The sequence below is a fragment of the Rubrivivax sp. JA1026 genome, from assembly GCF_011065555.1.
GTDB lineage: Bacteria > Pseudomonadota > Gammaproteobacteria > Burkholderiales > Burkholderiaceae_C > Rubrivivax > Rubrivivax benzoatilyticus.
In genome coordinates, this window is sequence record NZ_JAALCQ010000001.1 from 375,171 (window position 1) to 398,112 (window position 22,942).

Annotated in this window: 16 protein-coding genes; 7 read left to right on the forward strand and 9 right to left on the reverse strand. The window is 74.9% G+C overall.

All coding sequences use genetic code 11. The annotated features are described in order from the left end of the window. Positions 1-50: 50 nt before the first annotated feature. From G5B56_RS01745 to G5B56_RS01755, 3 genes are all read right to left on the reverse strand, one after another. Positions 51-1,001 (reverse strand): alpha/beta hydrolase, encoded by a 951-nt coding sequence (locus tag G5B56_RS01745; RefSeq protein WP_240920619.1) that lies wholly within the window; start codon positions 999-1,001, stop codon positions 51-53. Between the two features lie 118 nt (positions 1,002-1,119). Continuing rightward, complete coding sequence (locus G5B56_RS01750; RefSeq protein ID WP_164962131.1) at positions 1,120-2,814, reverse strand: cation:proton antiporter; 1,695 nt, start codon at positions 2,812-2,814, stop codon at positions 1,120-1,122. A 59-nt stretch (positions 2,815-2,873) separates the two neighbouring features. Then, complete coding sequence (locus tag G5B56_RS01755) at positions 2,874-3,494, reverse strand: TetR family transcriptional regulator (protein ID WP_009855705.1); 621 nt, start codon at positions 3,492-3,494, stop codon at positions 2,874-2,876. A 133-nt stretch (positions 3,495-3,627) separates the two neighbouring features. Between G5B56_RS01755 and G5B56_RS01760 the strand changes: the two genes are divergently transcribed. The 3 genes from G5B56_RS01760 to G5B56_RS01770 are packed head-to-tail and all read left to right on the forward strand — an operon-like array spanning position 3,628 to position 9,472. Further along, a complete protein-coding gene (locus G5B56_RS01760) occupies positions 3,628-4,857 on the forward strand; it encodes an efflux RND transporter periplasmic adaptor subunit (RefSeq protein WP_164962132.1) in 1,230 nt (409 codons plus the stop codon). Positions 4,858-4,868: 11 nt separating this feature from the next. Beyond that, complete coding sequence (locus G5B56_RS01765) at positions 4,869-8,036, forward strand: efflux RND transporter permease subunit (RefSeq protein WP_029718453.1); 3,168 nt, start codon at positions 4,869-4,871, stop codon at positions 8,034-8,036. Beyond that, complete coding sequence (locus G5B56_RS01770; protein WP_164962133.1) at positions 8,036-9,472, forward strand: efflux transporter outer membrane subunit; 1,437 nt, start codon at positions 8,036-8,038, stop codon at positions 9,470-9,472. Before G5B56_RS01765 ends, G5B56_RS01770 begins: the two co-directional genes overlap by 1 nt. Before the next feature lie 253 nt (positions 9,473-9,725). On the opposite strand, the gene tssA is transcribed toward G5B56_RS01770, so the two are convergent. From tssA to G5B56_RS01800, 6 genes are read right to left on the reverse strand one after another with little or no spacing between them, the layout of a single operon-like run. Further along, entirely contained in the window at positions 9,726-10,850 is a 1,125-nt protein-coding gene (tssA, locus tag G5B56_RS01775) for a type VI secretion system protein TssA (protein WP_164962134.1), read from the reverse strand. Positions 10,851-10,878: 28 nt separating this feature from the next. Beyond that, positions 10,879-11,625 carry an OmpA family protein gene (locus G5B56_RS01780; RefSeq protein ID WP_240920620.1) on the reverse strand — a complete coding sequence of 249 codons (747 nt, stop codon included), beginning with the start codon at positions 11,623-11,625 and terminating at the stop codon, positions 10,879-10,881. Further along, positions 11,622-12,629 (reverse strand): type VI secretion system-associated protein TagF, encoded by a 1,008-nt coding sequence (tagF, locus tag G5B56_RS01785; protein WP_164962135.1) that lies wholly within the window; start codon positions 12,627-12,629, stop codon positions 11,622-11,624. Before tagF ends, G5B56_RS01780 begins: the two co-directional genes overlap by 4 nt. Next, the gene (gene tssM / locus G5B56_RS01790; protein ID WP_164962136.1) at positions 12,626-16,240 is read right to left on the reverse strand and encodes a type VI secretion system membrane subunit TssM; all 3,615 of its coding nucleotides are present in this window, start codon (positions 16,238-16,240) and stop codon (positions 12,626-12,628) included. Before tssM ends, tagF begins: the two co-directional genes overlap by 4 nt. 1 nt (position 16,241) lies before the next feature. Continuing rightward, complete coding sequence (locus G5B56_RS01795) at positions 16,242-16,508, reverse strand: PAAR domain-containing protein (protein WP_009855712.1); 267 nt, start codon at positions 16,506-16,508, stop codon at positions 16,242-16,244. Positions 16,509-16,523: 15 nt separating this feature from the next. Continuing rightward, positions 16,524-17,414: a M15 family metallopeptidase gene (locus G5B56_RS01800; RefSeq protein WP_164962137.1), complete on the reverse strand. Its 891-nt coding sequence runs from the start codon at positions 17,412-17,414 to the stop codon at positions 16,524-16,526. 181 nt (positions 17,415-17,595) lie between these two features. Between G5B56_RS01800 and G5B56_RS01805 the strand changes: the two genes are divergently transcribed. The 4 genes from G5B56_RS01805 (at position 17,596) to G5B56_RS01820 (ending at position 22,839) form a co-directional block, all read left to right on the forward strand. Further along, positions 17,596-20,214: a contractile injection system protein, VgrG/Pvc8 family gene (locus G5B56_RS01805; RefSeq protein ID WP_029718454.1), complete on the forward strand. Its 2,619-nt coding sequence runs from the start codon at positions 17,596-17,598 to the stop codon at positions 20,212-20,214. A gap of 65 nt (positions 20,215-20,279) precedes the next feature. Further along, positions 20,280-21,305, forward strand: coding sequence for a hypothetical protein (locus tag G5B56_RS01810; RefSeq protein WP_164962138.1), 1,026 nt, complete (start codon positions 20,280-20,282; stop codon positions 21,303-21,305). Then, positions 21,302-21,868, forward strand: coding sequence for a tRNA adenosine(34) deaminase TadA (tadA, locus tag G5B56_RS01815; RefSeq protein WP_164962139.1), 567 nt, complete (start codon positions 21,302-21,304; stop codon positions 21,866-21,868). Before G5B56_RS01810 ends, tadA begins: the two co-directional genes overlap by 4 nt. After that, positions 21,865-22,839, forward strand: coding sequence for an LD-carboxypeptidase (locus G5B56_RS01820; RefSeq protein ID WP_206023467.1), 975 nt, complete (start codon positions 21,865-21,867; stop codon positions 22,837-22,839). The genes tadA and G5B56_RS01820 overlap by 4 nt, the downstream gene beginning before the upstream one ends. Positions 22,840-22,942 lie beyond the last annotated feature (103 nt).

The following is a 22,942-nucleotide window of genomic DNA, read 5'->3' on the forward strand; positions in this document are numbered from 1 at the left end:
GGTCGGAGTTCACACCCGCCGGGCCGGCGAGCGGCCTGCACGACTGCGCCTCAGGACAGCCCGAGCGACTTCATGAAGGCTTCCACCTGCTCGGTGTAGCGCACGTCCCGGCCCAGCTCGGCGTTGATGCCACCGTGGTTCAGGTCGACCGGCAGCACCTGCACGCGCGCCCCGGCGGCCTGCGCCTTGGCGGCGAAGCGTTCGGCCTGGCCGCAGCTGTCCTGGCGCCGCGACGAGCACACCAGCAGCATCGGCCGCGGCGTGCCGGCCAGGCGGTGGTAGGGCGAGTTGTCGCGCCAGACCGCCGGGTCGCGGCCGAAGACGCGGTCGTAGAAGCGGTAGTGCCGGCCTTCCATGATCTGCGCGACGTCCAGCGCGGCGCTGTCGAGCGCGACGGTGCCGGCCCAGGGCCGGGCGCCGCGGCGCTCGGCGATGGCCGGGTCGGCGGCCAGCAGCGCGGCGAGGTGGGCGCCGGCCGAGTGGCCCATCAGCAGCACGCGGTCGCCGTCGCCGCCCCAGCCGGCGGCGCGGCGCTGCACGAAGGCCAGTGCGCGGGCGACGTCGTCGGCCTGCTGCAGCGGGTCGGGTGCGCGGCGGTCCATGCGGTAGTTGGTCGAGGCGACGATCCAGCCGCGCGGCAGCCAGCGCGCCACCTTGGCCGCGGCGACGGCGCGGTTGGCCTTGTCGCCGACCATCCAGGCGCCGCCGTGCACCATCAGCAGGATCGGTCGGCGCCCGCCGTCGCCGGCGGGGATGAAGACGTCGAGTTTTTGCGCCGGGTCGTCGCCGTAGGCGAGGTCGAGCTCGGACCGTGCACCGGGCGGCAGCACGACCGAGCCCCGGCCGTCGTCGTCACGCTCGAAGTCGCCTTCGCCGTCGTCCTGGCCGCGCATGCGGCGCACCAGCCCCAGGAGGCCTGCCCCTTCGGCATGGGCGCCACCGGCCAGCGTGGCCAGCAGCAGGGCGAGCGCGCCGCGGCGGGCCGGCAGGGCAGGGCGCACGGGCGGGACGGAACGGCGGCGGTCGGTCATCGCGGCGGCGTGTCGGGTGGCGGACGGCTGGATTCTTGCCGAGCCGTCGGTGACGCCGTGCCGCTGCCCGCGTAAAGAAGCGTTGCCTTCAGGCCGGCCCGGTGCCGTGCCAGCGGGCGACGGCATGGGCGGCGATCGCACGCGCGAGCTCGGCCTCGGCGACGAAGACCCGCGCCACGCCGGCGGTCAGCAGCAGCGCGTCGGCGTCGGCGCCGGCCGAGCGCGCGACGATCTCGATGCCCGGGCGCAGCGCCAGCGCGGTCTCGGCGACGCGGCGCACGTCGAAGGTGTCGGGCGTCGCGACGACGAGCACGCTGGCGCGCGAGACGTGGGCCTGGACCAGCACCAGCGGCTCGGCGGCGTCGCCCCAGACGGCATGCACGCCGGCTTCGCGCAGGGCCTCCACGCGCTCGCGGTTCTGGTCGACGACGACGAAGGGCACGGCCGCCTGGCGCAGCGCGTCGGTCACCGCGCGGCCGACGCGGCCGTGGCCGACGACGACGACCAGGCCTTCGAGCCGGCGCGTGTCGACGTGATCGGGCAGCGCCGCCAGCGGGTCCTCGCGGGCCTCGAAGCGGCGCAGCGCCGGCGAGCGCTCGCGCAGCCAGGCCATCGCCGGCTCGATCGCGGCGAACAGCAGCGGGTTGGCGGCGATCGAGATCAGCGCGCCTGCCAGCACCAGGCTGTTGCCCTCGGCCGGCAGCACGCCCAGCGTGACGCCGAGGCCGGCGAGGATGAACGAGAACTCGCCGATCTGCGCCAGGCTGGCGCCGACCGTCATCGCGCTGCCCAGCGGGTAGCGGAAGGCCAGCACCAGGGCGATCGCGGCGAAGGTCTTGCCCAGCATCACGATGGCGACGACGGCCAGCACGCGCAGCGGCTCGGCCAGCAGGATCGCCGGGTCGAACAGCATGCCCACCGAGACGAAGAACAGCACCGAGAACGCGTCGCGCAGCGGCAGCGACTCGTCGGCGGCGCGGCGTGCGAACTCCGACTCGCGCATCATCATCCCGGCGAAGAAGGCGCCGAGCGCGAACGAGACGTCGAACAGCTTGGCCGAGCCCCAGGCGACGCCGACCGCGGCGGCGACCACGCACAGCGTGAACAGCTCGCGCGAGTTGCTGCGCGCGGCCAGCCACAGCAGCCCGGGCAGCACGCGGCGCCCCACCAGCAGCATCAGCGCGATGAAGCCGCCGACCTTGGCGGCCGTCCACAGCAGCGTCTCGCCGAGCTCCTCGCCCACCGGCGCCTGGCCGTCCAGCAGCGCCGCCACCGGCGGCAGCAGCACCAGCGCCAGCACCATCACCAGGTCCTCGACGACCAGCCAGCCGATCGCGATGCGGCCGTTGACGGTGTCGATCTGGCCGCGCGCCTCCAGCGCACGCAGCAGCACCACGGTGCTGGCCACCGACAGCGCCAGCCCGAAGACGAAGGCCGCCGCCGGCCGCCAGCCCCAGAAGCTCGCGGTGGCCATGCCCAGCGCGGTGGCGACGGCGATCTGCAGGATCGCGCCGGGCACCGCGATGCGGCGCACCGCCAGCAGGTCGGCGAGCGAGAAGTGCAGCCCGACGCCGAACATCAGCAGCATCACGCCGATCTCGGCGAGCTGGCCCGCGAGCGCGACGTCGGCGACGAAGCCGGGCGTCGCCGGGCTGATGGCGATGCCCGCCAGCAGGTAGCCCACCAGCGGCGGCATCTTCAGGCGCGCCGCGAGGTAGCCGAACACGAGGGCCAGGCCGAACCCCGCGGCGATCGTCGCGATCAGCGAGGTCTCGTGCGGCATCGGCCGAGTCTATCGACAGCCTCGCCGTTTGCCCGCCGTATCGCGGCGGCCGAGGGGCTTCAGGCCGGCGTCTGCAGACCGCGGAAGTAGGCGTCGAGCAGCGCCTCGCCGCTGACGACGAGGTCGAAGGAGCCCGGGTCGAGCATCCAGTTCTGCAGCAGCCCGTCGACGAGCGCGTGCAGGCCGCTGGCCGCGGCGGCGGCGGGAAGGGCCAGGCGGATCTGGCCCGCGGCCTGGGCCCGCTCGAAGATCGAGGCCAGGTGGCCGATGCGGTCGACCAGGCAGGCGATGCGGCGCTCGCGCACGCCCTGCATCTCGTCGACGTACTCGACCTTGTGCAGCGCGATCTCCAGCACCCGCCGCGCCTGCTCGTCCTCGACGGCCGCGCGCAGCGCGCCCATCGTCGCCAGCCGCACCTGGGCCAGCGGGTCGGCGACGGCCGGGTCGCCGGCGCGCAGCATCTCGGTCTCCAGCGGCAGCACGACGCGGTCCATCATGGCCTCGAAGAGCGCGGCCTTGTCGCGGAAGTGCCAGTAGATGGCGCCGCGCGTGACGCCGGCGGCACGCGCGATGTCCTCCAGCGAGGTGCCGGACACCCCGCGCTGCTGGAACTCTTGCTCGGCGGCGTCGAGGATGCGCTCGCGCGTCGCCTCGGCTTCCTCCTTGGTGCGTCGGGCCATCTCTTCAGGCTGTCTTAAACATACATCCACGATTGTATGTATAGTTCCGCGCTTTGGTCACGGGGTTGACGCACGGCCCCGCGCCATTCGGGGTAGTGTCCGCCCCGGTTCGCGAACAAGAAAGGTTCTCCGCATGTCCTCGATGCGTCGTGACGTGAAGTCGCCGGGCCGCGTGCTCGCATGGCCGCTGCTGCTGGCCGTCCCCGCCGCCGTGATGCTGGCCGCCTGCTCCAAGCAGGACCCGGCCCAGGCCGGCGGCCAGGCGCCGCCGCCGCCAGAAGTCGGCATCGTCACCGCGGCGGTGCAGACGGTTCCCGTCGTGACCGAGCTGCCCGGGCGCACCGAGGCCTCGCGCGTGGCGCAGGTGCGTGCGCGTGCCGCCGGCATCCTCGTCGAGCGCCGCTTCACCGAAGGCAGCGACGTCAAGGCCGGCCAGGTGCTGTTCCGCATCGATCCGGCGCCGTACGAGGCGTCGCTGGCCAGCGCCCGCGCCCAGCTCGCGCGCGCCGAGGCCTCGCTGACCCAGGCGCGCGCCCAGGCCCAGCGTTTCGAGCCGCTGGTCAAGGCCAACGCCATCAGCCAGCAGGACTACATCGACGCCGTCGCCGCGGCCAAGGCCGCCGAGGCCGACGTCGCCGCCGCGCAGGCCGCGGTGCAGACGGCCAGCATCAACTTCGGCTACGCCACCGTCACCTCGCCGATCTCCGGCCGCGTCGGCCGCGCGCTGGTCACCGAGGGCGCGCTCGTCGGCCAGGGCGAAGCCACGCAGCTGGCCGTCGTGCAGCAGATCGACCCGATGTACGTCAACTTCACGCAGCCGGTGGCCGACGTGATGCGGCTGCGCCAGGCGATCGCCGCGGGCAAGTTCAAGAGTGTCGGCGGCGCCGTGCCGGTGCGTGTCGTGCTCGACGACGGCAGCGTGCACCCGACGCCCGGCAAGCTGCTGTTCTCCGACCTGACGGTCGACGAGACCACCGGCCAGATCACGCTGCGCGCCGAGCTGCCCAACCCGAAGGGCACGCTGCTGCCGGGCATGTACGTGCGCGTGCGCCTGGAGCAGGCGGCCGCGTCGGACGCGATCCTCGTGCCGCAGCAGGCGGTGACACGCGGCAACCAGGGCGACACGGTGCTGGTCGTCGGCGACGACGGCAAGTTCGCGCCGCGCCCGGTGAAGATCGCCGGCGGCCGCGACGGCCAGTGGGTCGTGCTCGAGGGCCTCGCCGCGGGTGACAAGATCATCGTCGACGGTTTCCAGAAGCTGCGCGGCGCGACCGCCGTCAAGCCGGTGCCGTGGAGCCCCGTGGCCTCGCAGCCGGCGGCCGCGGCGTCGGCGGCTTCGGCGCCGGCCTCGGCGGCCAAGTGAGGGGCGTCTAGATGGCACGTTTCTTCATCGACCGCCCCGTCTTCGCGTGGGTGATCGCGCTGTTCGTCATCGTCTTCGGCGGTGTCGCGATCACCCAGCTGCCGGTGGCCCAGTACCCCTCGGTCGCGCCGCCGTCGATCGTCGTGCAGACCGCCTACCCGGGCGCCTCGGCGCAGACGCTGGAAGACAGCGTGCTGAGCGTCATCGAGCGCGAGATGAACGGCTCGCCGGGCCTGATCTACATGGAGTCGGTCGCGCAGGCCGACGGCAGCGGCTCGATCACGCTGAGCTTCGAGCCGGGCACCGACCCCGACCTGGCCCAGGTCGACGTGCAGAACCGCCTGAGCCGCGCCACGCCGCGGCTGCCGCAGGCGGTGACGCAGCAGGGCGTGCGCGTCGACAAGTCGCGCTCGAACTTCCTGCTGTTCACGATCCTGTCCTCCGAGAACCCGGCCTACGACCCGGTGGCGCTGGGCGACTACGCGGCGCGCAACGTCGTGCCCGAGCTGCAGCGCGTGCCCGGTGTCGGCCAGGTGCAGCTGTTCGGCACCGAACGCGCGATGCGCATCTGGATCGACCCGGCCAAGCTCGTCGGCTACAAGCTGTCGACGGCCGACGTCAACGCGGCGATCCAGGCGCAGAACGCGCAGGTCGCCTCGGGCACGATCGGTGACCGGCCGAACGTGCCGGGCCAGCCGATCTTCGCCACCGTCGTCGTCGACGGCCAGCTCAAGACCGTCGAGCAGTTCGGCAACATCGTGCTGCGCGCCAACGCCGACGGCTCGACCGTGCGGCTGAAGGACGTCGCGCGTGTCGAACTCGGCGCCCAGGCCTACGCCACGCAGGCGCGCTTGAACGGCAAGGCCTCGACCGGCATCGGCGTGCAGCTGTCGCCGTCGGGCAACGCGATGGCCACCGCCAAGGCGGTCAAGGAGCGGCTGGACGAGCTCTCGCGCTACTTCCCGCAGGGCGTGAAGGCGACGATCCCGTACGACAGCTCCAAGTTCGTCGACATCTCGATCAAGCAGGTCGTCGAGACGCTGATCGAGGCGGTGATCCTGGTGTTCCTCGTGATGTACCTGTTCCTGCAGAACATCCGCTACACGATCATCCCGACGCTCGTGGTGCCGGTGTCGCTGCTGGGCACGTTCGCGGTGCTGCTGGGGCTGGGCTTCTCGATCAACGTGCTGACGATGTTCGGCATGGTGCTGGTCATCGGCATCGTCGTCGACGACGCGATCGTCGTCATCGAGAACGTCGAGCGCATCATGAGCACCGAGGGGCTGTCGCCACGCGCGGCCACGCGCAAGGCGATGGGCCAGATCTCGGGCGCCATCGTCGGTGTCACCGTCGTGCTGGTCTCGGTGTTCGTGCCGCTGGCCTTCTTCAGCGGCGCCGTCGGCAACATCTACCGCCAGTTCTCGGCGGTGATGGTGGCCTCGATCCTGTTCTCGGCCTTCATGGCGCTGTCGTTCACGCCGGCGCTGTGCGCGACCTTCCTGAAGCCCGTCGAAGCCGGCCACCACATGGAGAAGGGCGGCTTCTTCGGCTGGTTCAACCGCACGTTCGCGCGCACCGCGCGCGGCTACGAGGGCCGCGTGGCCTGGGTGCTGCGCCGCGGCGGACGCATGCTGATCATCTACGCCGCGATCGGCGGCGCGCTGGCGCTGCTGATGGCGCGGCTGCCGACCTCGTTCCTGCCGAACGAGGACCAGGGCACGCTGATCGTCAACGTGCAGCTGCCCCCGGGCGCGACCACCGAGCGCACCAGCGCGGTGATGAGCCAGGTCGAGGACTTCATGCTCAAGCAGCCCGAGGTCTCGAGCATGGTCAGCGTGATGGGCTTCAGCTTCTCGGGCAGCGGCCAGAACGCGGCGCTGGGCTTCGTCACGCTGAAGGACTGGGACGAGCGTGACCTGCACACCGGCTCGGCGCAGGCGCTGGTCGGCCGGGCGTTCGGCGCGCTCTCGCAGATCCGCGACGCCTTCATCTTCCCGGTGAGCCCGCCGCCGATCCCCGAGCTGGGCTCGGCCAGCGGCTTCGCGTTCCGGCTGCAGGACCGCGGCGGCAACGGCCACGAGGCGCTGCTGGCAGCGCGCAACCAGCTGCTGTTCATGGCCTCGCAGAGCAAGGTGCTCGCCGGCGTGCGCCCCGAAGGCCTGGAAGACGCGCCGCAGCTCAAGCTCAACATCGACCGCGAGAAGGCGGCGGCGCTGGGCGTGGGCTTCTCGGCGATCAACACCGCGCTGTCGACCTCGCTCGGCTCGTCCTACGTCAACGACTTCCCGAACGCCGGCCGCATGCAGCGTGTCGTCGTCCAGGCCGATGCGCCGGCGCGCATGCAGCCCGAGGATCTGCTGCGCATCAACGCGCTGAACTCGTCGGGCAAGCCGGTGCCGCTGTCGGCGTTCACGACGACCGAGTGGGTCACCGGCCCGATGCAGACGGTGCGCTACAACGGCTATCCGGCGATGCGCATCGCCGGCGCGGCCGCGCCGGGCTACAGCACCGGCGACGCGCTGGCCGAGATGGAGCGGCTGGCCGGCCAGCTGCCGCCGGGCTTCGCCTTCGAGTGGACCGGCACCTCGCGCGAGGAGAAGCTCTCGGGCTCGACGGCGACGATCCTGTTCGCGTTCTCGCTGCTGGCGGTGTTCCTCTGCCTGGCGGCGCTGTACGAGAGCTGGTCGATCCCGCTGTCGGTGATCCTCGTGGTGCCGCTGGGCGTCGTCGGCGTCGCGCTGGCGACGCTGCTGCGCGGCTTCGAGAACGACGTGTACTTCAAGGTCGGCCTGATCACGATCATCGGCCTGTCGGCGAAGAACGCGGTGCTGATCATCGAGTTCGCGAAGGACCTGCACGCGCAGGGCAAGAGCCTGGTCGAGTCGGCGCTGGAGGCCGCGCACCTGCGCTTCCGCCCGATCATCATGACCTCGATGGCCTTCATCCTGGGCGTGCTGCCGCTGGCGATCTCCAGCGGCGCGGGCTCGGCGAGCCAGAACTCGATCGGCACCGGCGTGATGGGCGGCATGCTCACCGCCACCGTGCTGTCGGTGTTCTTCACGCCGCTGTTCTTCGTGCTGGTGCGCAAGATGTTCAAGGGCAGCGAACGACAACGGCGCATGTACGCGCACGAGGCGGCCGAGGGCGAAGCCCCGGCGGCCGGCGAGGAGAAGAAGTGATGGCCGCGCGTCGTATCTTTCCGGGCCTGACGCTGGTCGCCGCGGCGGGGCTCGCCGGCTGCGGCACGCTGGCGCCCGACTACCAGCGCCCGGCCGCCCCGGTGGCCGGCGCCTTCCCCGAGGCCGGCGGCACGACGGCGCCCGGCGCCGTCGCCGCGGCCGACCTGCCCTGGCAGCAGTTCTTCCGCGACGAACGCCTGAAGCGCCTGGTCGGCATCGCGCTGGCCAACAACCGTGACCTGCGTGTCGCCGTGCTCAACATCGAGCAGGCGCGGGCGCAGTACGGCGTGCAGCGCGCCGATCTGTTCCCGACGCTCGGCGTCGGCGTCAGCGGCAACCGCGTGTCCACCGACTCCGGCATCAACAGCACCTACCAGGCCGGCCTGGCGGTGTCGAGCTACGAGCTGGACCTGTTCGGCCGCGTGCGCAGCCTGAACAACGCCGCGCTGGCCAGCTACCTGGCCACCGAGGAGGCGCGCAAGGCAGTGCACATCGGCCTGATCGCGTCGGTGGCCAACGGCTGCCTGGCGCTGCAGGCCGACGACGAGCTGCTGCGCGTGACACGCGAAACGCTCGCCACGCGCGCCGAGTCGCTGAAGCTGACGCAGCTGCGTTTCGACGTCGGCGCCTCGTCGCAGCTCGACCTGCGCCAGGCGCAGTCGCTGTACGAGGCGGCGCGTGCAACGCACGCCCAGCTGCTGCGCCAGCGCGCCCAGGACGAGAACGCGCTCGTGCTGCTGCTCGGCCAGCCGCTGCCGGGCGACCTGCCGGCGGCGCTGCCGCTGTCGGAGCAGGCGGCGCTGCCCGAACTGCCCGCCGGGCTGCCGTCGCAGGTGCTGACGCGCCGGCCCGACGTGCTGCAGGCCGAGCAGCAGCTGATCGCGGCCAACGCCCGCATCGGCGCAGCGCGTGCCGCGTTCTTCCCGCAGATCACGCTGACGGCCACCGCCGGCAGCGCGAGCAGCGAGCTGAGCGGCCTGTTCAAGGGCGGCAGCACCGGCTGGACCTTCGCGCCGCAGCTGCTGTTGCCGATCTTCGATGCCGGCCGCAACCGCGCCAACCTCGACTCGGCCAACGCCGGGCGCGACATCGCCGTCGCGCAGTACGAGAAGGCGGTGCAGGCGGCGTTCCGCGAGGTCGCCGACGCGCTGGCCGGCCGGGCGACGCTGGGCGAGCAGCTTGCCGCGCTGCAGGCCCAGGTGAAGGCCGAGCAGGGCCGCGTCGAGCTGGCCGAGCTGCGTTACCGCAACGGCGCGGCCAGCTACCTCGACCTGCTGGACGCGCAGCGTTCGCTGTTCGCGGCGCAGCAGAGCGAGGTCCAGGTGCGTGCGCTGCAGGCGCAGAACCTGGTCACGCTGTACCGCGTGCTGGGCGGCGGCTGGCGCGAGGCCGACGCCACCACGGCGGCGGCGCCGGCGGCCAGCGCGCCGCGCTGAGCCGGTGGCGGGGCGCCGGGAGGCGCCCTGCCACCGGACTCGTGGCCGCATCATCGATTCGGCTGTCCACGGGTCGCAGACCTGCGACAGGCCGGCGCCAAGCTGCAGCCGCAGCGGCCCGTCGCCGCGGCCCTCGCCGCGGGATGCCGACCGGCATCGGCCGCGGCAAGGGGCTGCTGCGACTGCTCCGGCCGTCCCGGCCATCCCTGCAACTCCGGTCGTCCCAGCCGTCCCAGCCGCTCTTCAGGCGGTTTCAGCGCGCCTCGTGCCCGGGGTCCGCGCCGCGGCTGACGCCGAGCGTCGTCTCCAGGCGTGCCAGCGCCTGCTCGTCGGCCAGCACCTCGCGCAGCCAGGCGTGCAGCGCCAGCCCGGCCCAGCGCGCCGCCTTGTCGGCGAGATAGGCCGCCGGGTTGTGCGGCTCGGTGCGGTGCAGGTACTCGGCGATCTGGCGCAACTGGGCGATCGCCTGGTCCCGGCCCTGCGGCTCGCCGCTCTCCAGCCGGTGCCATGCTCCGGCCGGGTCGTCGTCCGGGCCGGCCGGCCGCGGCGCCGCGGCTGACGAACGGCTCTCCGGAAGGGTCTGGCCGCCGGTCGATCCACCGCCCGGCGGGTGTGCGGGGCGGACGACATCGGGCACCGCCAGGCCGCCGTCGCGGGCAAAACGCGCCCAGGTGGCCGCGGCCTGTTCCAGCGCGTCGGTGGCGGCGTCGAACGAGGGGCAGTCCGCCTGCAGCTGCGTGTCGCACACGGCCTGCAGCCGCGACAGCGCCTCGCGGGCGCGCCGCAGGGCGGCAGCGGGGCCGTGCGCGGCCTGGTCCACGCCGGTGGCCAGCGCCTGGTTCAGCTCCTTCTGCACGGCGCCGTGTGCGCCGTCGGGGTTGTCCGCCGACAGGGCCGCGCGCCGGCGCAGCAGTTCCAGCTCGCCGATGCCCAGCCCGCGGCGCCCCAGGCGCAGCACCGGCGCGGTGCCGGCCAGGCGCACCACCCGCGACAGCCACCAGCCCAGCGCCGCGGCGCGCGGTTCGGTGTCGCCGTCGACGATGCGCGGATGCAGCTCGGCGCCGAAACGCTCGCACAGGGCCGCGGCGAGCTCCAGCCCGTCGGCCAGGCCGGCGGGGCCCTGCAGCCGGGCCGAGGCTTCGCCCCACCAGCCGGCCAGCCGCAGGTCCTTGCTGCGCGTGGCCAGCAGGGCGGCGCACTCGCGCTGCACGGCGTCCCAGTCGGCCTGGCGCGGCGGGGTGCGCCACGCGCCCTGGGCCAGCGTGGCATCGTCTTCCTCGCGCCAGCGCGCGATGGCCTCGAACTCGGGCCCGAGCGCGAGGTCGCTTCCGGTTCCGGTTTCGCCGGGCAGCGGGGCCAGGAGGTCTGCTGGGGTCATGGGCGGGGCTCCCGGGGGCGTGGCGGCGTCAGTCGAGCGGGCGCAGCTCGATGCGCCGGTTGCGGGCCCGGCCCGCGGCCGTGCCGTTGTCGGCTGCGGGCTCGTCAGGGCCTGCGCCTCGGACCTCGATGCGGGCTGCGGCCACGCCGCGGGCGACGAGGTGCGCGCGCACCGCCTCGGCGCGTTCACGCGACAGCGCCAGGTTGAGGTCCCGGGGGCCGGCGTCGTCGGTGTGGCCGACGACCTCGAAGCGGCGTGCCGGCGCGCGGTTCAACGCCGCCAGCAGGCCGTCCAGGCGTTCGATGCCGGCGTCGGTCAGCCGGGCGCTGCCGGGCTCGAACTCGACGCCGGGCACCGGGACCGGCGGCGCGCGACCCGTTGGCGCTGCGCTCAGGCGCAGCGCGTCGTGCAGCGGCCAGCCGTCGGCGGGGGCGGAGAGCGCACGCAGCAGCGCCCGCCGTGCCGCTTCGTCGGCGACCTCGCCTTCGATGCGGGCGTCCCGGCCGTGCAGCGTCAGCTCGCCGCGTGCCACCTGGCGCAACGCCGGGACCACCAGGCGCCGTGCCGCGTCGGCCCAGCCCGGCGGGGCCGCCACCGCCCCGAGGCGCAGCCGGTCGTCGACACGGTCGGCGCCGAAGACCTCGCGCGCCTGGGCGGCGATCGCCCGCTTCGTTGCCTCGTCTGGCACCACGCCGTCGAGCAGCACACGGCCGCTGGCCGCGTGGCCGTGGCCGGCAGCCCAGGCCACCATGGCGAGGACGGTGGCCCGCCTCATGGCCCATCGGCCGCGAAGGCCTCGCGCCAGCTGGCGGCGGCGAGTGCCAGCGACAGCGAGCCGTGGTTCAGGTAGGCGGCGAGCCGGCGCGTGTGCTCGTTGCGCTCGGCCACCGCCTCGGCCCAGGCCGGGGCGGCGAGGTCGACGTAACGCTCGGCGCAGCGATGCGGGTCCCAGGCGGCCTGCAGCGCTTCGGCACAGGCGCCGGAGAACTCGAGCAGCAGGCGCGGCGACGCCCCTGCGCCGCCGCCGGGGCGCAGCAGCAGCCAGTCGTGGCCGGCGGCACCCAGCGCGTCGGCCACCAGTGACGTCCACCAGGCGGCGACGACCGGCTGCTCGGCGGCCGTCGACGGCAGCGGCAGGCTCAGGCCTCGCGCCGGCACGCCGGCCCCGCGGCGTGCCAGCGGCTGCAGCAGGGCCCCCAGCGCCAGCAGCGTGGCCCGCAGGTCGATCTCGGGATGCGCCGGGCGCAGCCTTGCCTCCAGGCCGCCCAGGGTTTCGAGTGCGGCGTGGTCGGCGCAGCTCGCTTCGTAGTCCCAGGGCTCGGGCACACGCAGCGCCGCGAGTTCGTGTTCGACCACCGCCGCCGGCCGCAGCGGCCGGGCCGCGGCGCGGCCGGCTGCCTCCGCGCAGCGCTGCCAGGTGCGCGCGAAGACCAGCGGCGCGCGCGCTGCACGCAGCCTCGGCATCGTGCTGTCGCACTGCAGCGCCACGGCGAACGGGAAGCGCCGGCCCGCGGCGTCGCGGCTGGGCCGCAGGTGGCCGGCGACGGCGATGGGCGACGCCGGCCCCAGCACGGCGAAGTCCAGCGCCGGGGCGCTGTCGTAGAGCCGCTTCCAGTGGGCGTCCGACGCTGCCGACTCCAGGGCCTGGCTGAGCCAGCGGTCGATCCAGGCCTCCAGGCGGGGATGGCGGCTGTCGCGCACGAAGTCGGGCTGCGACGGCAGCTTGCCGAAGCAGGCGGCGTGCACCGGCATCGTGTTGCTGGGCAGTCGGGTGTTCATCGGGTGTTGCCGGGCTCGGGCTTCACGGGGCCGGCCACCAGCGCGGGCAGCTGCAGGCCACGCCAGGCCCCCGCGGCCCCGGCGCCGGCGGCGGCGCGCATCAGGCGCAGACGCAGGCGCAGCGTGTGGCCGTCCTGCGTCCAGGCCAGCTCGGTGCTGCCGTCGTCCTGCCGCCGACGGTCGGCGAGTTCGAAGGCCCGGTCCAGGCCGAAGGCGCCCGGTGCGTCGACGAAGACGACCGCTGCGCCGTCGGCCGTCGTGCCGCGGATGCGCACGCCCGGCGCCGCGCTGCTGTGCGGCCAGACGAAGTCGGCCCAGCCGGCGGCCGCGTTGCGGTAACGCAGCGTCTGGCCGTCGATCTCGACCGTGTACTCGACCAGCGCCGGGCTGGGCAGCGGCCGCAGCTGGAAGGCCGTCGAGGCGTCGCGCCCGGCCCCGGGCACGCCGTCGGCGGCCAGCCAGCCCGGCACACCGCGCGTGAACTCGACACGCAGGCGCACGCCCAGGTCGCCCCAGCGCCGCGGCTCGATCGTGTCGCCGCGGCGCAGGACCAGCGGACCCAGCGCGGTGTCGGTGAAACGCGCGATGCTGCCGGCCGGCCCGAAGACGCGCAGGATCTCCTCGGCCGCGGCTTCGACGCGTGCACCCGGCGCGAACGGGTAGCGCGAGGCCAGCGAGCGCGCGAAGCCGTCGTGCACCTCGGCCTGCCAGCGCCGGTTCAGCTCGGCTTCGGCGGGTGGCACCAGCACCGCGACGCTGGCCGACAGCGGGCGCACGAGCAGCGGGCGCAGCAGCGAGCGCGCGCCAGTCGGCACGGCAGCCAGCAGTTCCTCGCTCAGGCGCAGCGCGGCCGCGAGTTCCGAGTTCTCGGTGTCGGCCAGCGTGGCCGCGAGCAGGTCTCGCGCCCCGGGGCCGGGATCTTCGGACTGCGCCAGTGCCTGCATGCGTGTGCGCACCCGGCCCAGCGCCGCCTCGTAGCGTGCCAGCGCGGCCGGTGCCTCGCCTGCCGGGCGGGGCGCGGCGAAGTCGGCCAGTGCCGCCGCGATGTCGGCGCCCGAGGCGCGGCCCGCCACCGGCGTCGCCGCCTGGGCGCCGGGTGTCACGCCGCCGATCGCGTGGCGCGCCCACGCCGCCAGGCTGCCGGCGACGGCCGGCGCGAGTTCGTGTTCCGCGGCCGGCGTCTGCCGTGCGATGGCCAGCACCAGGCGGCGCAGCGGCGACAGCGCCGGATCGGCCAGGCGCTCCAGCGCGGCTGCGGCGTCGCCGGGGCCGGCGAATGGGCCGACGCTCAGCCCGTCGGCGAAGCGCTGCCATGCGGCGGCGTGTTCGCGCCGATAACGCGCGCTCAGGTCCTCCCGGATGCGCTGCGGGCTGCCGCGCAGCGACAGGTCTTCGCTGGTCGTGGTGTCGAGGACCCAGTCTTGCCGCTGCAGCGCCCCTTCGGCCGCCGCGCGGATCGCCGGTTCCACCAGCCCGTGCCAGGCTTCGGCGGTGTAGACGCCCGATACCACCTCGCCGCCGCTGAACGGGGCGCGGGTGTCGTCGGCGGCACCGAGCAAGCCGGCCAGCGTGACCGGCGCGTAACGCGCCGCGGCACGCTCCCGGATCTCGGCGTAGACCCGTTCTTCCGGCGGGCGTGTGTCGCGCGCCATGTGCAGACGCCGGCGCACCGCGTCGACCAGCGTGGCCCGCAGCGGCAGCGGCGGGAAGACCGCCTTGCCGCCGCCCGACAACGCGAACGCCGCCACCGCCTGCGCGCGTCGCAGCGTCTCGTCGTCGAGCGCCGCGCCCCGGCGGGCCGCAAGCCAGTCGCGCCAGCGCGGCGTCAGCTGATCCTTCAGGTGTGCCGCCTCGCGGCGGCCGGGTTCGGCCAGCATCAGGTAGGCCTTCAGCGCGCCGTAGGCGGCGTCGGCGTCGCCGTCACCGGAGGGCGGTGACGCCGGGTCGCGGCCGGCGAAGGCCTCGAGCTCTCGTTCGAGGGCCTGGGCGGCGGGCGCCAGCAGCAGCGCCTGCAGGCCGGCGTGGTAGTCGGCCTGCAGCCGCGACTCGAGGGCTTCGCCCTGGTACAGGCCCCAGCGCAGCGACCACGGCGCCGAGCCGCGCCAGGCCTGCAGCGCCTGCAACCGCTGCTGCAGGCCTTCGAGGGCCGCCAGCCGTGGGCCGGGATCGTCTCCCTCGGATGCCCGTGCCGCCAGGCGCTCGAGTTCGGCGGCGGTGTCCGCGACCAGGCTGCGGTTTGCCAGGTAGGACGTGCTCATGCCGCCCAGCGCCACGGCCACGAGCAGCAGCGAGGCGGCAAAACCGGCACGCTGCAGGCGGCGACGGCGGGGCGACGCCTGCCGGCGCACCAGCCCGCGGTCGCCCCCCAGCACGCGGCCGAACAGGGGTTGCAGGAAGAACGGCCGTCCGTCCGACGGCCCGGGCCGCCGCGCTGCCGTCGCGACGGTGTCCGGGACCAGGCCGAAGCGCTGCGCGACTGCGGCGCAGGCCATCGGGCGGGCCTGGCCGGACTGCAGCGCGCTGGTGAAATAGAAGCCGCGCAGCAGCGGGCGCAGGTGATACGGGTCGTCGTCGAAGAGCGTGGCGACGAAGCTCGTCAGCGCCGGCTCGAGCGCGGCGAACTCGAGCGTGAAGCCGAGAACCTGGGGCGCTGCCGCGCCGCCCTCGGCGCCCAGCCGGGCGAGCGCGCGCTCGCGCAGGCCCTGGCGCAGCGCGGCGAACCCGGCCTCGAAACGCTGCGCCGCGCTGGCCGTGCCGGCATCGCGGCAGGGCAGCGTGCTGCCCCAGACGCGCTCACGTTCGGTGTCGTCGGCGTCGGCGAAGAACGGCTCGAAGCCGTCGACCAGATCGGCCTTCGTGAACACCAGGTAGACCGGCATCACGATCTCCAGCCGCTCGCTCAGCTCGTGGACCCGCGAACGCAGCCGGCGGGCCAGCGCGACGATGCCGTCGGCGCCCAGGCGGGCGAGTTCGGCGACGCTCGCGACGACCACGACGCCATCGAGCGGCGCCCGCGGCCGCGCGCGCCGCAGCAGGCGCAGGAACTCGAGCCACTCGTCGCGGTCCTCGGGCTGCACCGCGTAGCGCCCGGCGGTGTCGAGCACGATGGCCTCGGAGCCGAAGAACCAGTCGCAGTCGCGCGTGCCGCCGACGCCGCCCACCGCCGTGCCGCTCCCGTCGAACGGAAAACCCAGCCCGGAGGCCAGCACCGCGCTGCTCTTGCCGGTCGCCGGCTCGCCGATCACCACGTACCAGGGCAGGGCGTACAGGGCCGCGTGGCCGTGCGCCTGGCCCAGGCGCGAGCGGCGCAGCGTGCGCATCGCCAGGCGCAGGCGCTCGCGCAGGGCGTCGCCGCCGCTGGCCGGCGCCTGGCCGGCGACGGCCGCCTCGAGCTGCCGGGCGCGCCGACGGTCGCGGTGTTGGTCGATCGCCCATCCCGCAGCGGCCACCAGCAGCACCACGAGTGCGGCGCTGGCAGCCCATGCGCGCCCCGCGCCTGCGGCCACCGCAGCCAGCGAGGCGCCTGCGGCCAGCAGCAGCACGCCGGCCGCTGCGGCCAGACGTGCGAGCTTCGTGCCGGCCTGCCGGCGCGGAGACGGGACGCTGGTCATGTCAGTCGCCCGCCGTCGTCTGCGACGCCAGCAGCCGCGCGCCGCAGGCGCAGCGATCACCCTCGCGTGCCGCCGGCTGGCCGTCGATCAGCAGGCGTGGGTCGCCGCTGACGATGCGGTTGTGCTGGCCGTGCCCCTTGCGCGGGCAGCTGACCGGATCGCCGACGCGGGCCACCGCACGGCCCTGGAGCTCGGTGTTCGGGCTGCCGGCCAGCACGACGCCGCCGTGGCTGGTGCGGTCGCCGACACGGACGTAGGCGCGGGACATCGTCGTGGCGTTGGATCAGCGCGCCGAGGCGAGCACGGCCGCGGACGGCGGCGCGCCGGGCGCCGACGCCGGCTCCCGATCCCGCCATTCCACATGGGCCAGGTCGCGCAACGACGTCCAGTGGCCGCCCCATTGCAGGCCGAGCGAGGTCGCGATCTCGCCGATGTGCCGGTAGGCCTGCAGCGTCCACGGGTCGCGTTCGGACCAGTGCAGGCGGCCGTCGCGCACGAAGGCGAGGTCGGCCGCGAGGCCGGCCTGGTGGCGGCTGCGGTCGGGGCCGGCGAGGGTGGTGGCCGGACCGAGTGCTGCCAGCCGGGCCTGACGTTCGGCGCTGCGGTGGCCTTCCATCAGCACGACCTGGTAACCGTGGCGCTCCTGCGCGATCTCGAACAGCGCGACGAGCCGGCGCCGGAACTGCGGCTGCAGTTTCGACCAGTCGCGATCGGCACCGTGCTCCTGACCGCGCGGCTGGCCAGCCTCGTGCAGCCAGGCGGGTGGCAAAGGCTCGGCCACCATCGCAGGCGCCAGCCGCGGCGCGATGCGATCGTCCGCCGCCGACGGCGTGCCGAAGCTGGCCAGTGGCAGACGGGCCCCGATACGCTCGTGCAGCAGCAACCCGGCGACCGGGCCCGCGGCGATGACGACCGCCGTCAGCAGCCCGAGCAGCATCAGGTGCGGCGGCAGGCGGTCGGCCTCGAGGCCGGCGTGAAGCGCGGCGAACGGCCGCCCGAGCTTTCGCAGGCCGGCCGGCAGCACCAGCTCTTGCCCCGGGCGCAGCCGCTGCCATGCGCGCACCACCAGCCGCCCGGCCTGGGCCTGCCAGTGGGGCAGCATGATCAGGCCGAGCACGCCGCTGACGGCGGCGAAGTACAGCAGGACGGCGACGAGGACGACCGGACTGGACATGGTGGCTCCGCGTGGGCTGACTCGGGGTGGGCCGTGGCAGTGTGCCGACCCGGTCTGCTGCGACCATCCCTCCGCGGAGGGGGCTCGCGGCGGCGCCTCCGCCGTGGGGAGTGGCCGCCGAAGGCGCCTGCCTACGATGGCGTGCCGTCGCGTCCGGCGGCGTCCTGAGTGCCGTCCGACGATGTTCCAGCGCTCCGCCCCGACGTCGATTCCGCCTCCGCCCGGCCGGCGAGGCGGCGGGCCGGCGTCGGCCGGGACCGAGGGGGGCGCGCGCTTCCTGCTGCACGCGCCCGACCTGCCGCCGGGCCTGCAACTGGAGGCCTGGGCGGCCCGCGAGGGCTTGAACGAGCCCGGCGAGATGGAGCTCGCCTGCCGTGCCGCCGACGCCACGCTGGATCTGGCGCCGATGCTCGGCCGGCCGCTGGCGCTGCTCGCGCGCCATGCCGATGGCCGGGTGTCGCGGCGCTGCGGCCTGGTGTTCGAGGCCGAGGCGGGTGATGCCGACGGCGGCCTGGCGCGCTACCGTCTGCGGGTGCGCAGCTGGCTCGCGCTGCTGGAGCACGGCGTGCACAGCAGGATGTGGCTGGCGCGCGCGCTGCAGGAGGTCCTGCAGGATGTCTTCGAGCCCTATGTCGCTGTGGCTCGCTGGCACCTGGCGGCATCGGCCTCGGCCGGCGCGCCGCGCGACGTCACCGTCCAGTACCGCCAGACCGACCTGGATTTCCTGCTGGGCCTGCTGGCCGCCGAGGGCCTGGTGCTGCGCATCGACCCCGGGAGCGACACCGTCCACGTGCTCGCGCAGACCGACGACGCGCAGGAGTGCGCCGAGGACGCCGGCGCGGCCGCCGTCGGCGGCTGGACGCTGCACGCGGGCGAGCCGGCGCGGGATGCCGAGGTGCTGGTGGCGCTCGCGCGCACGACCCGCCTGCCGCCGCCCGGCCTGGTCGCGGCCAGCGTCGATGCGATGGCCGGCCGTGTGCTGGCGGCGAGCCTGGCGGGTGCGCCCGGCGGCCCGGCTCCGGAGCGCCTGGCTGCGCGCGATGCCGAGTTCGCCGACGGCGACGCGGCGCGACGCCGGCTCGAAAGGCTGTGCCAGGCGCGACGCTGCGGCATGCGCGAGTGGCACGGGCGCGGCACGGTGCGCAGCCTGGCGCCCGGGCGCTGGTTCGGCCTGCGCGACGACCGATCGGTGCCGCCGCTGCTGCCGGTGCGGGTGCTGCACGCCGGCGTCAACGAGGGTGCCGGCGACCGCGCAGCACCCTGGCAGGCGCGCGCGCCGGGCTTGCCGCTCGAGGCCGGCTGGCTCGACCCCGCGCTGCGGGCTGCAGCGCAGTCCTGCGGTTATGCGAATGCCTTCGTCGCCGTCGAGCGCGACCGGCCCTGGCGGCCGGTCGCCGACGCCGCGCGCGTGCCGTCCCCGCGCAGCGGCGTCTCCGGGCTGCTGGGCGCGGTGGTCGTTGGCGACGATGGCTGCGCAGCGGGCAGCCCGGCGGCCGATGCCGAGGGCCGCGTGCGTGTGCGCCTGGATTTCCAGGCGCCCGAGATCGCCACGCCGGGCCGGTGGACGGCCGACGCGACCGGCCCCCTGCGGGTCGTGCAGCCCTGGGCCGGCGCCGGGGTCGCGGCGCAGTGGCTGCCGCGTGTCGGGCAGCGTGTGCTGGTCGGGCTGCTCGACGGCGACCCGGAGCGGATGGTGGTGCTGGCCGGCGTGCACGACGGCATCGGCGAAGGTGGTGTCGAACCGACGCCCGGCGGCGCTGCGGCCGTGCCCCGGCCGCCGCTGCCCGCGGGCTCCGACCACCAGCCGGCGGGGCAGGGCAACTGCATCGCCGGCGCGCACGCGCCCCCTTGGCATGGCGCCTCGCCCGCGGCGCCCGCGCATGGAGGCCAGGGCAACGCCGCCGCGATGAGCGGCTGGCGCAGCCGCGAACTCGGCGGCGAGGGCTGGAACCAGCTCGTGTTCGACGACAGCGACGGCGCGCTGCGGGTCCAACTCGCGACGTCGCTGGCGGCGACGCAGCTGAATCTCGGGGCACTGGTCCACCAGGCCGGCAACCGCCGCGGCACGCCGCGCGGCGCCGGCTTCGAGCTGCGCTCCGACGCGGCCGGGGCGGTGCGTGCGGCCTGCGGCCTGCTGCTGCTGGCTCGCGCCGCGCCGGCCGCTGCGGCGGCCGCGGACAACGCCGCCGGGCAGGCGCTGGCGCAGGAGCTGCAGCGCCTGGTGCACACGCTGGCCCAGGCGGCCACGGGGCATCGCACCTTGCCGTCCGGTGCCCTGGAGCCGGCCGGCGGGGACGGCGTGGCGCGCGTCTGCGAGGCGCTGCGGGCCGGGCCCGGCCCGGCGCCGGCGGTGGTGGCCGACGCCGCCGGCGGCGTGCTGCACGCGGCGGCGGCGTCCGTCGTCGTCGCCACCGGCACGCTGAGCCGCGTCGCCGGCCGCGACCTGGCCGAGTTCGCGGCCGGCGGCTGGCAGCTGGGGGCTCAGGGGCGTGTGTCGGTGCTGGCCGGGGCGCTGGAGCACGACGCCGAGCCGGCACCCGACACCGCGGCGGGGCTGGTCGTCGCGGCCGGCGGCGGCTTCGAGCTGCGGGCCGACGCCGCCGACGTGGCGCTGGAGGCGCGCGGCGCGGTGTCGCTGGGCGCCGCGGGTGATCGGGCCGACCTGCTGGCCGGCCGCCGCCTGGTGCTGGCCGTCGAGGGCGGGGCCGGCGTGGTGCTCGAGCGTGGCGGGCTGCGCGTCGAATGCCCCGGCACGATCGTCGTCGAGGCGGCCTCGCATCGTTTCATGCCCCGCGGCTGAGGGGCGTGCGCTTGCAGGTGCCGCCGCCATCGCGGCGCCTGCAGGCCCGCGATAATGCGCCGCCCATGGACCGAACGCTCGCCACTCCCGTCCTGCGCCGCCTGGCGCTGCTGCTGCTGGGCGTGCTCGCCGGCTGCGGCGGTGGTGGCGGCGGCGGTCAGACCAGCAGCACGCCGACGCTGGCCCAGCGCACCGCTGCGGCCCAGGCGGTTGCCGACGGTGCCGAAGACTGCCGCCAGATCCGCCCGTTCTACTGGGAGATCGGCGACGCCGCCGGCGCGCGGGCCTCGGGCAGCGTGTCGTCCGGCGCGCTCAGCGTGACGGCCGACACCCGGCTGGCCGTCGCCTCGGCGTCCAAGTGGCTCTACGGCGCGTACTTCGTGCAGCGCCAGCAGGGCCTGCTGAGCGCCGAGGACGTCGACTTCCTGACCTTTCGCAGCGGCTACACCAACTTCAGCTTCTGCGGGCCCGACACGACGGTCGGCAGCTGCCTGGGGCGCGGCGGCCGCCGTGGCGGCAGCAACGGCGACTATGTCGAGGAGAACGACGGCTTCTTCGTCTACAGCGGCGCCCACATGCAGGTGCATGCCGCGCGCAACGGGCTGGCCGACCTCGATGCCGACGCCCTGGCGGCCGAGGTGCGCCGGGTGCTCGGCAGCGAGATCGTGCTCGGCTACTCGGGCCCGCAGCCGGCCGGCGGTGTCGAGACCACGGCCGCCGACTACGCGCGTTTCCTGCGCCGCATCCTCGACGGCACGCTGAGCCACGGGCGCGCCGCGCTGGGCACGCACCCGGTCTGCGTCGACCCGGCGAGCTGCGCGCAGGCCAAGTTCACGCCGTCGCCCGCCGGCGAGCAGTGGCACTACTCGATCGGCCACTGGGTCGAGGACGACCCCACGGTCGGCGACGGCGCCTTCAGCAGCCCCGGCGCCTTCGGCTTCTACCCGTGGATCGACGCGTCCAGGACCTGGTACGGCGTGATCTCGCGCCTGGCGCTGCTCGACCGCGATCCCGACACCACCGTCGCCGTCGATTCGGTGCAGTGCGGCCGCCGCATCCGTGCCGCCTGGCTGAACCCCTCGACACCGTGACCGATTCCGGACTGCAGCACGAGCGTGACCTGCACGCGATGGCGATCGCGCTGGACCAGGCGCAGAACGCCTGGCTCGTCGGCGAGGTGCCGGTCGGCGCGGTCATCGTGCGCCCCGGGCCCGAAGGCCCGCAGGTGCTGGCCACCGGCTACAACCGGCCGATCACCACCCACGACCCGACGGCGCATGCCGAGATCGTCGCGCTGCGCCACGCCGCCACGCTGCTGGGCAACTACCGCCTGCCCGAGTGCGAGCTCTACGTGACGCTGGAGCCCTGCGCGATGTGCGCGATGGCGCTGATGCACGCGCGCTTCAAGCGCATCGTCTTCGGCGCGCCGGACCCCAAGACCGGCGCCGCCGGCTCGGTCGTCGACCTCTTCGCCGACCGGCGCCTGAACCACCACACGCAGATCGTCGGCGGCGTGATGGCCGCCGAATGCGGCGACCTGCTGCGCCGCTTCTTCGCCGAACGCCGGGCCCTGGCGCGCGAGGCCCGCGCCGCGCGCGCCATCCCCGCCGGCGAGACGCGCGAGCTCGACAGCTGGCCTCCGACCTCCTCATGACTTCACACCACGCTCACCCCGATCACGACGAACACGGCCCCGGCTGCGCCTGCGGGCACGAGCCGCCGGCGGCGCAGACCCTGCATCTGTTCTCTCCCGCCGGGGCGCTGCCGTCGGCCCCGGTGCTGCGCCGCGCCGCCAAGCGCCTGGCCGGGCTGGGCTTCGAGGTGTCGATCGACGAGTCGGCGCTGGCGCGGCAGCAGCGTTTCGCCGGCGACGACGACACCCGGCTGGCGGCGATCCACCGCATCGCCGAGGCCGCGCCATCGGTCGCGATGGCCGCACGCGGCGGCTACGGCACGACGCGATTGCTCGACCGGCTGGACTGGGCGCTGCTGGCGCGCAGCGTCGAGCAGGGCACACGCTGGGTCGGCCACAGCGACCTGACGGCGCTGCAGCTGGGCATGCTGGCCCACGGCGGCGCGCGCAGCTGGGCCGGCCCGCTGGCGGCCTACGACTTCGGGCGCTCCGACGCCGACGGCGGCGTCGACGAGGTCACCGAGGGCTGCTTCGTCGAGGCCATGCGCGGCGAGCTGGAGGCGGTGGGGTTCCGCACCGAGGCCGGCTTCGACGGCCTTTCGGCCAAGGGCACGCTCTGGGGCGGCAATCTCACGGTGCTGTGTTCGCTGCTGGGCACGCCGCACTGGCCGCGCATCCGTGGCGGCGTGCTGTTCCTGGAGGACGTCGCAGAACACCCGTACCGCGTCGAGCGCATGCTGCTGCAGCTGCTGCAGGCCGGCGTGCTGGGGGCGCAGAAGGCGCTGCTGCTGGGCAGCTTCACCGAGTGGAAGCCGGTGAAGTCCGACCGCGGCTACAAGCTGAAGACGGTGGTCGAGTACCTGCGTGCGCAGACCGGCGTGCCGATCCTCACCGGGCTGCCGTTCGGCCACGTGCCGACCAAGGTGACGCTGCCGGTGGGGGCCAAGGTCGAGCTGCTGGTGCAGGGCCGCGACGTGCTCGTGGGTTGGTGAGCCCGCGCGGGCCCCTAGAATCGCGGGCTTTTCCGCCGGTGCCCGTCACGAGCGAGGCCGCGTAGGCGGATCCGGTATTGATGCCGTCGGCCGCGGGGCCCAT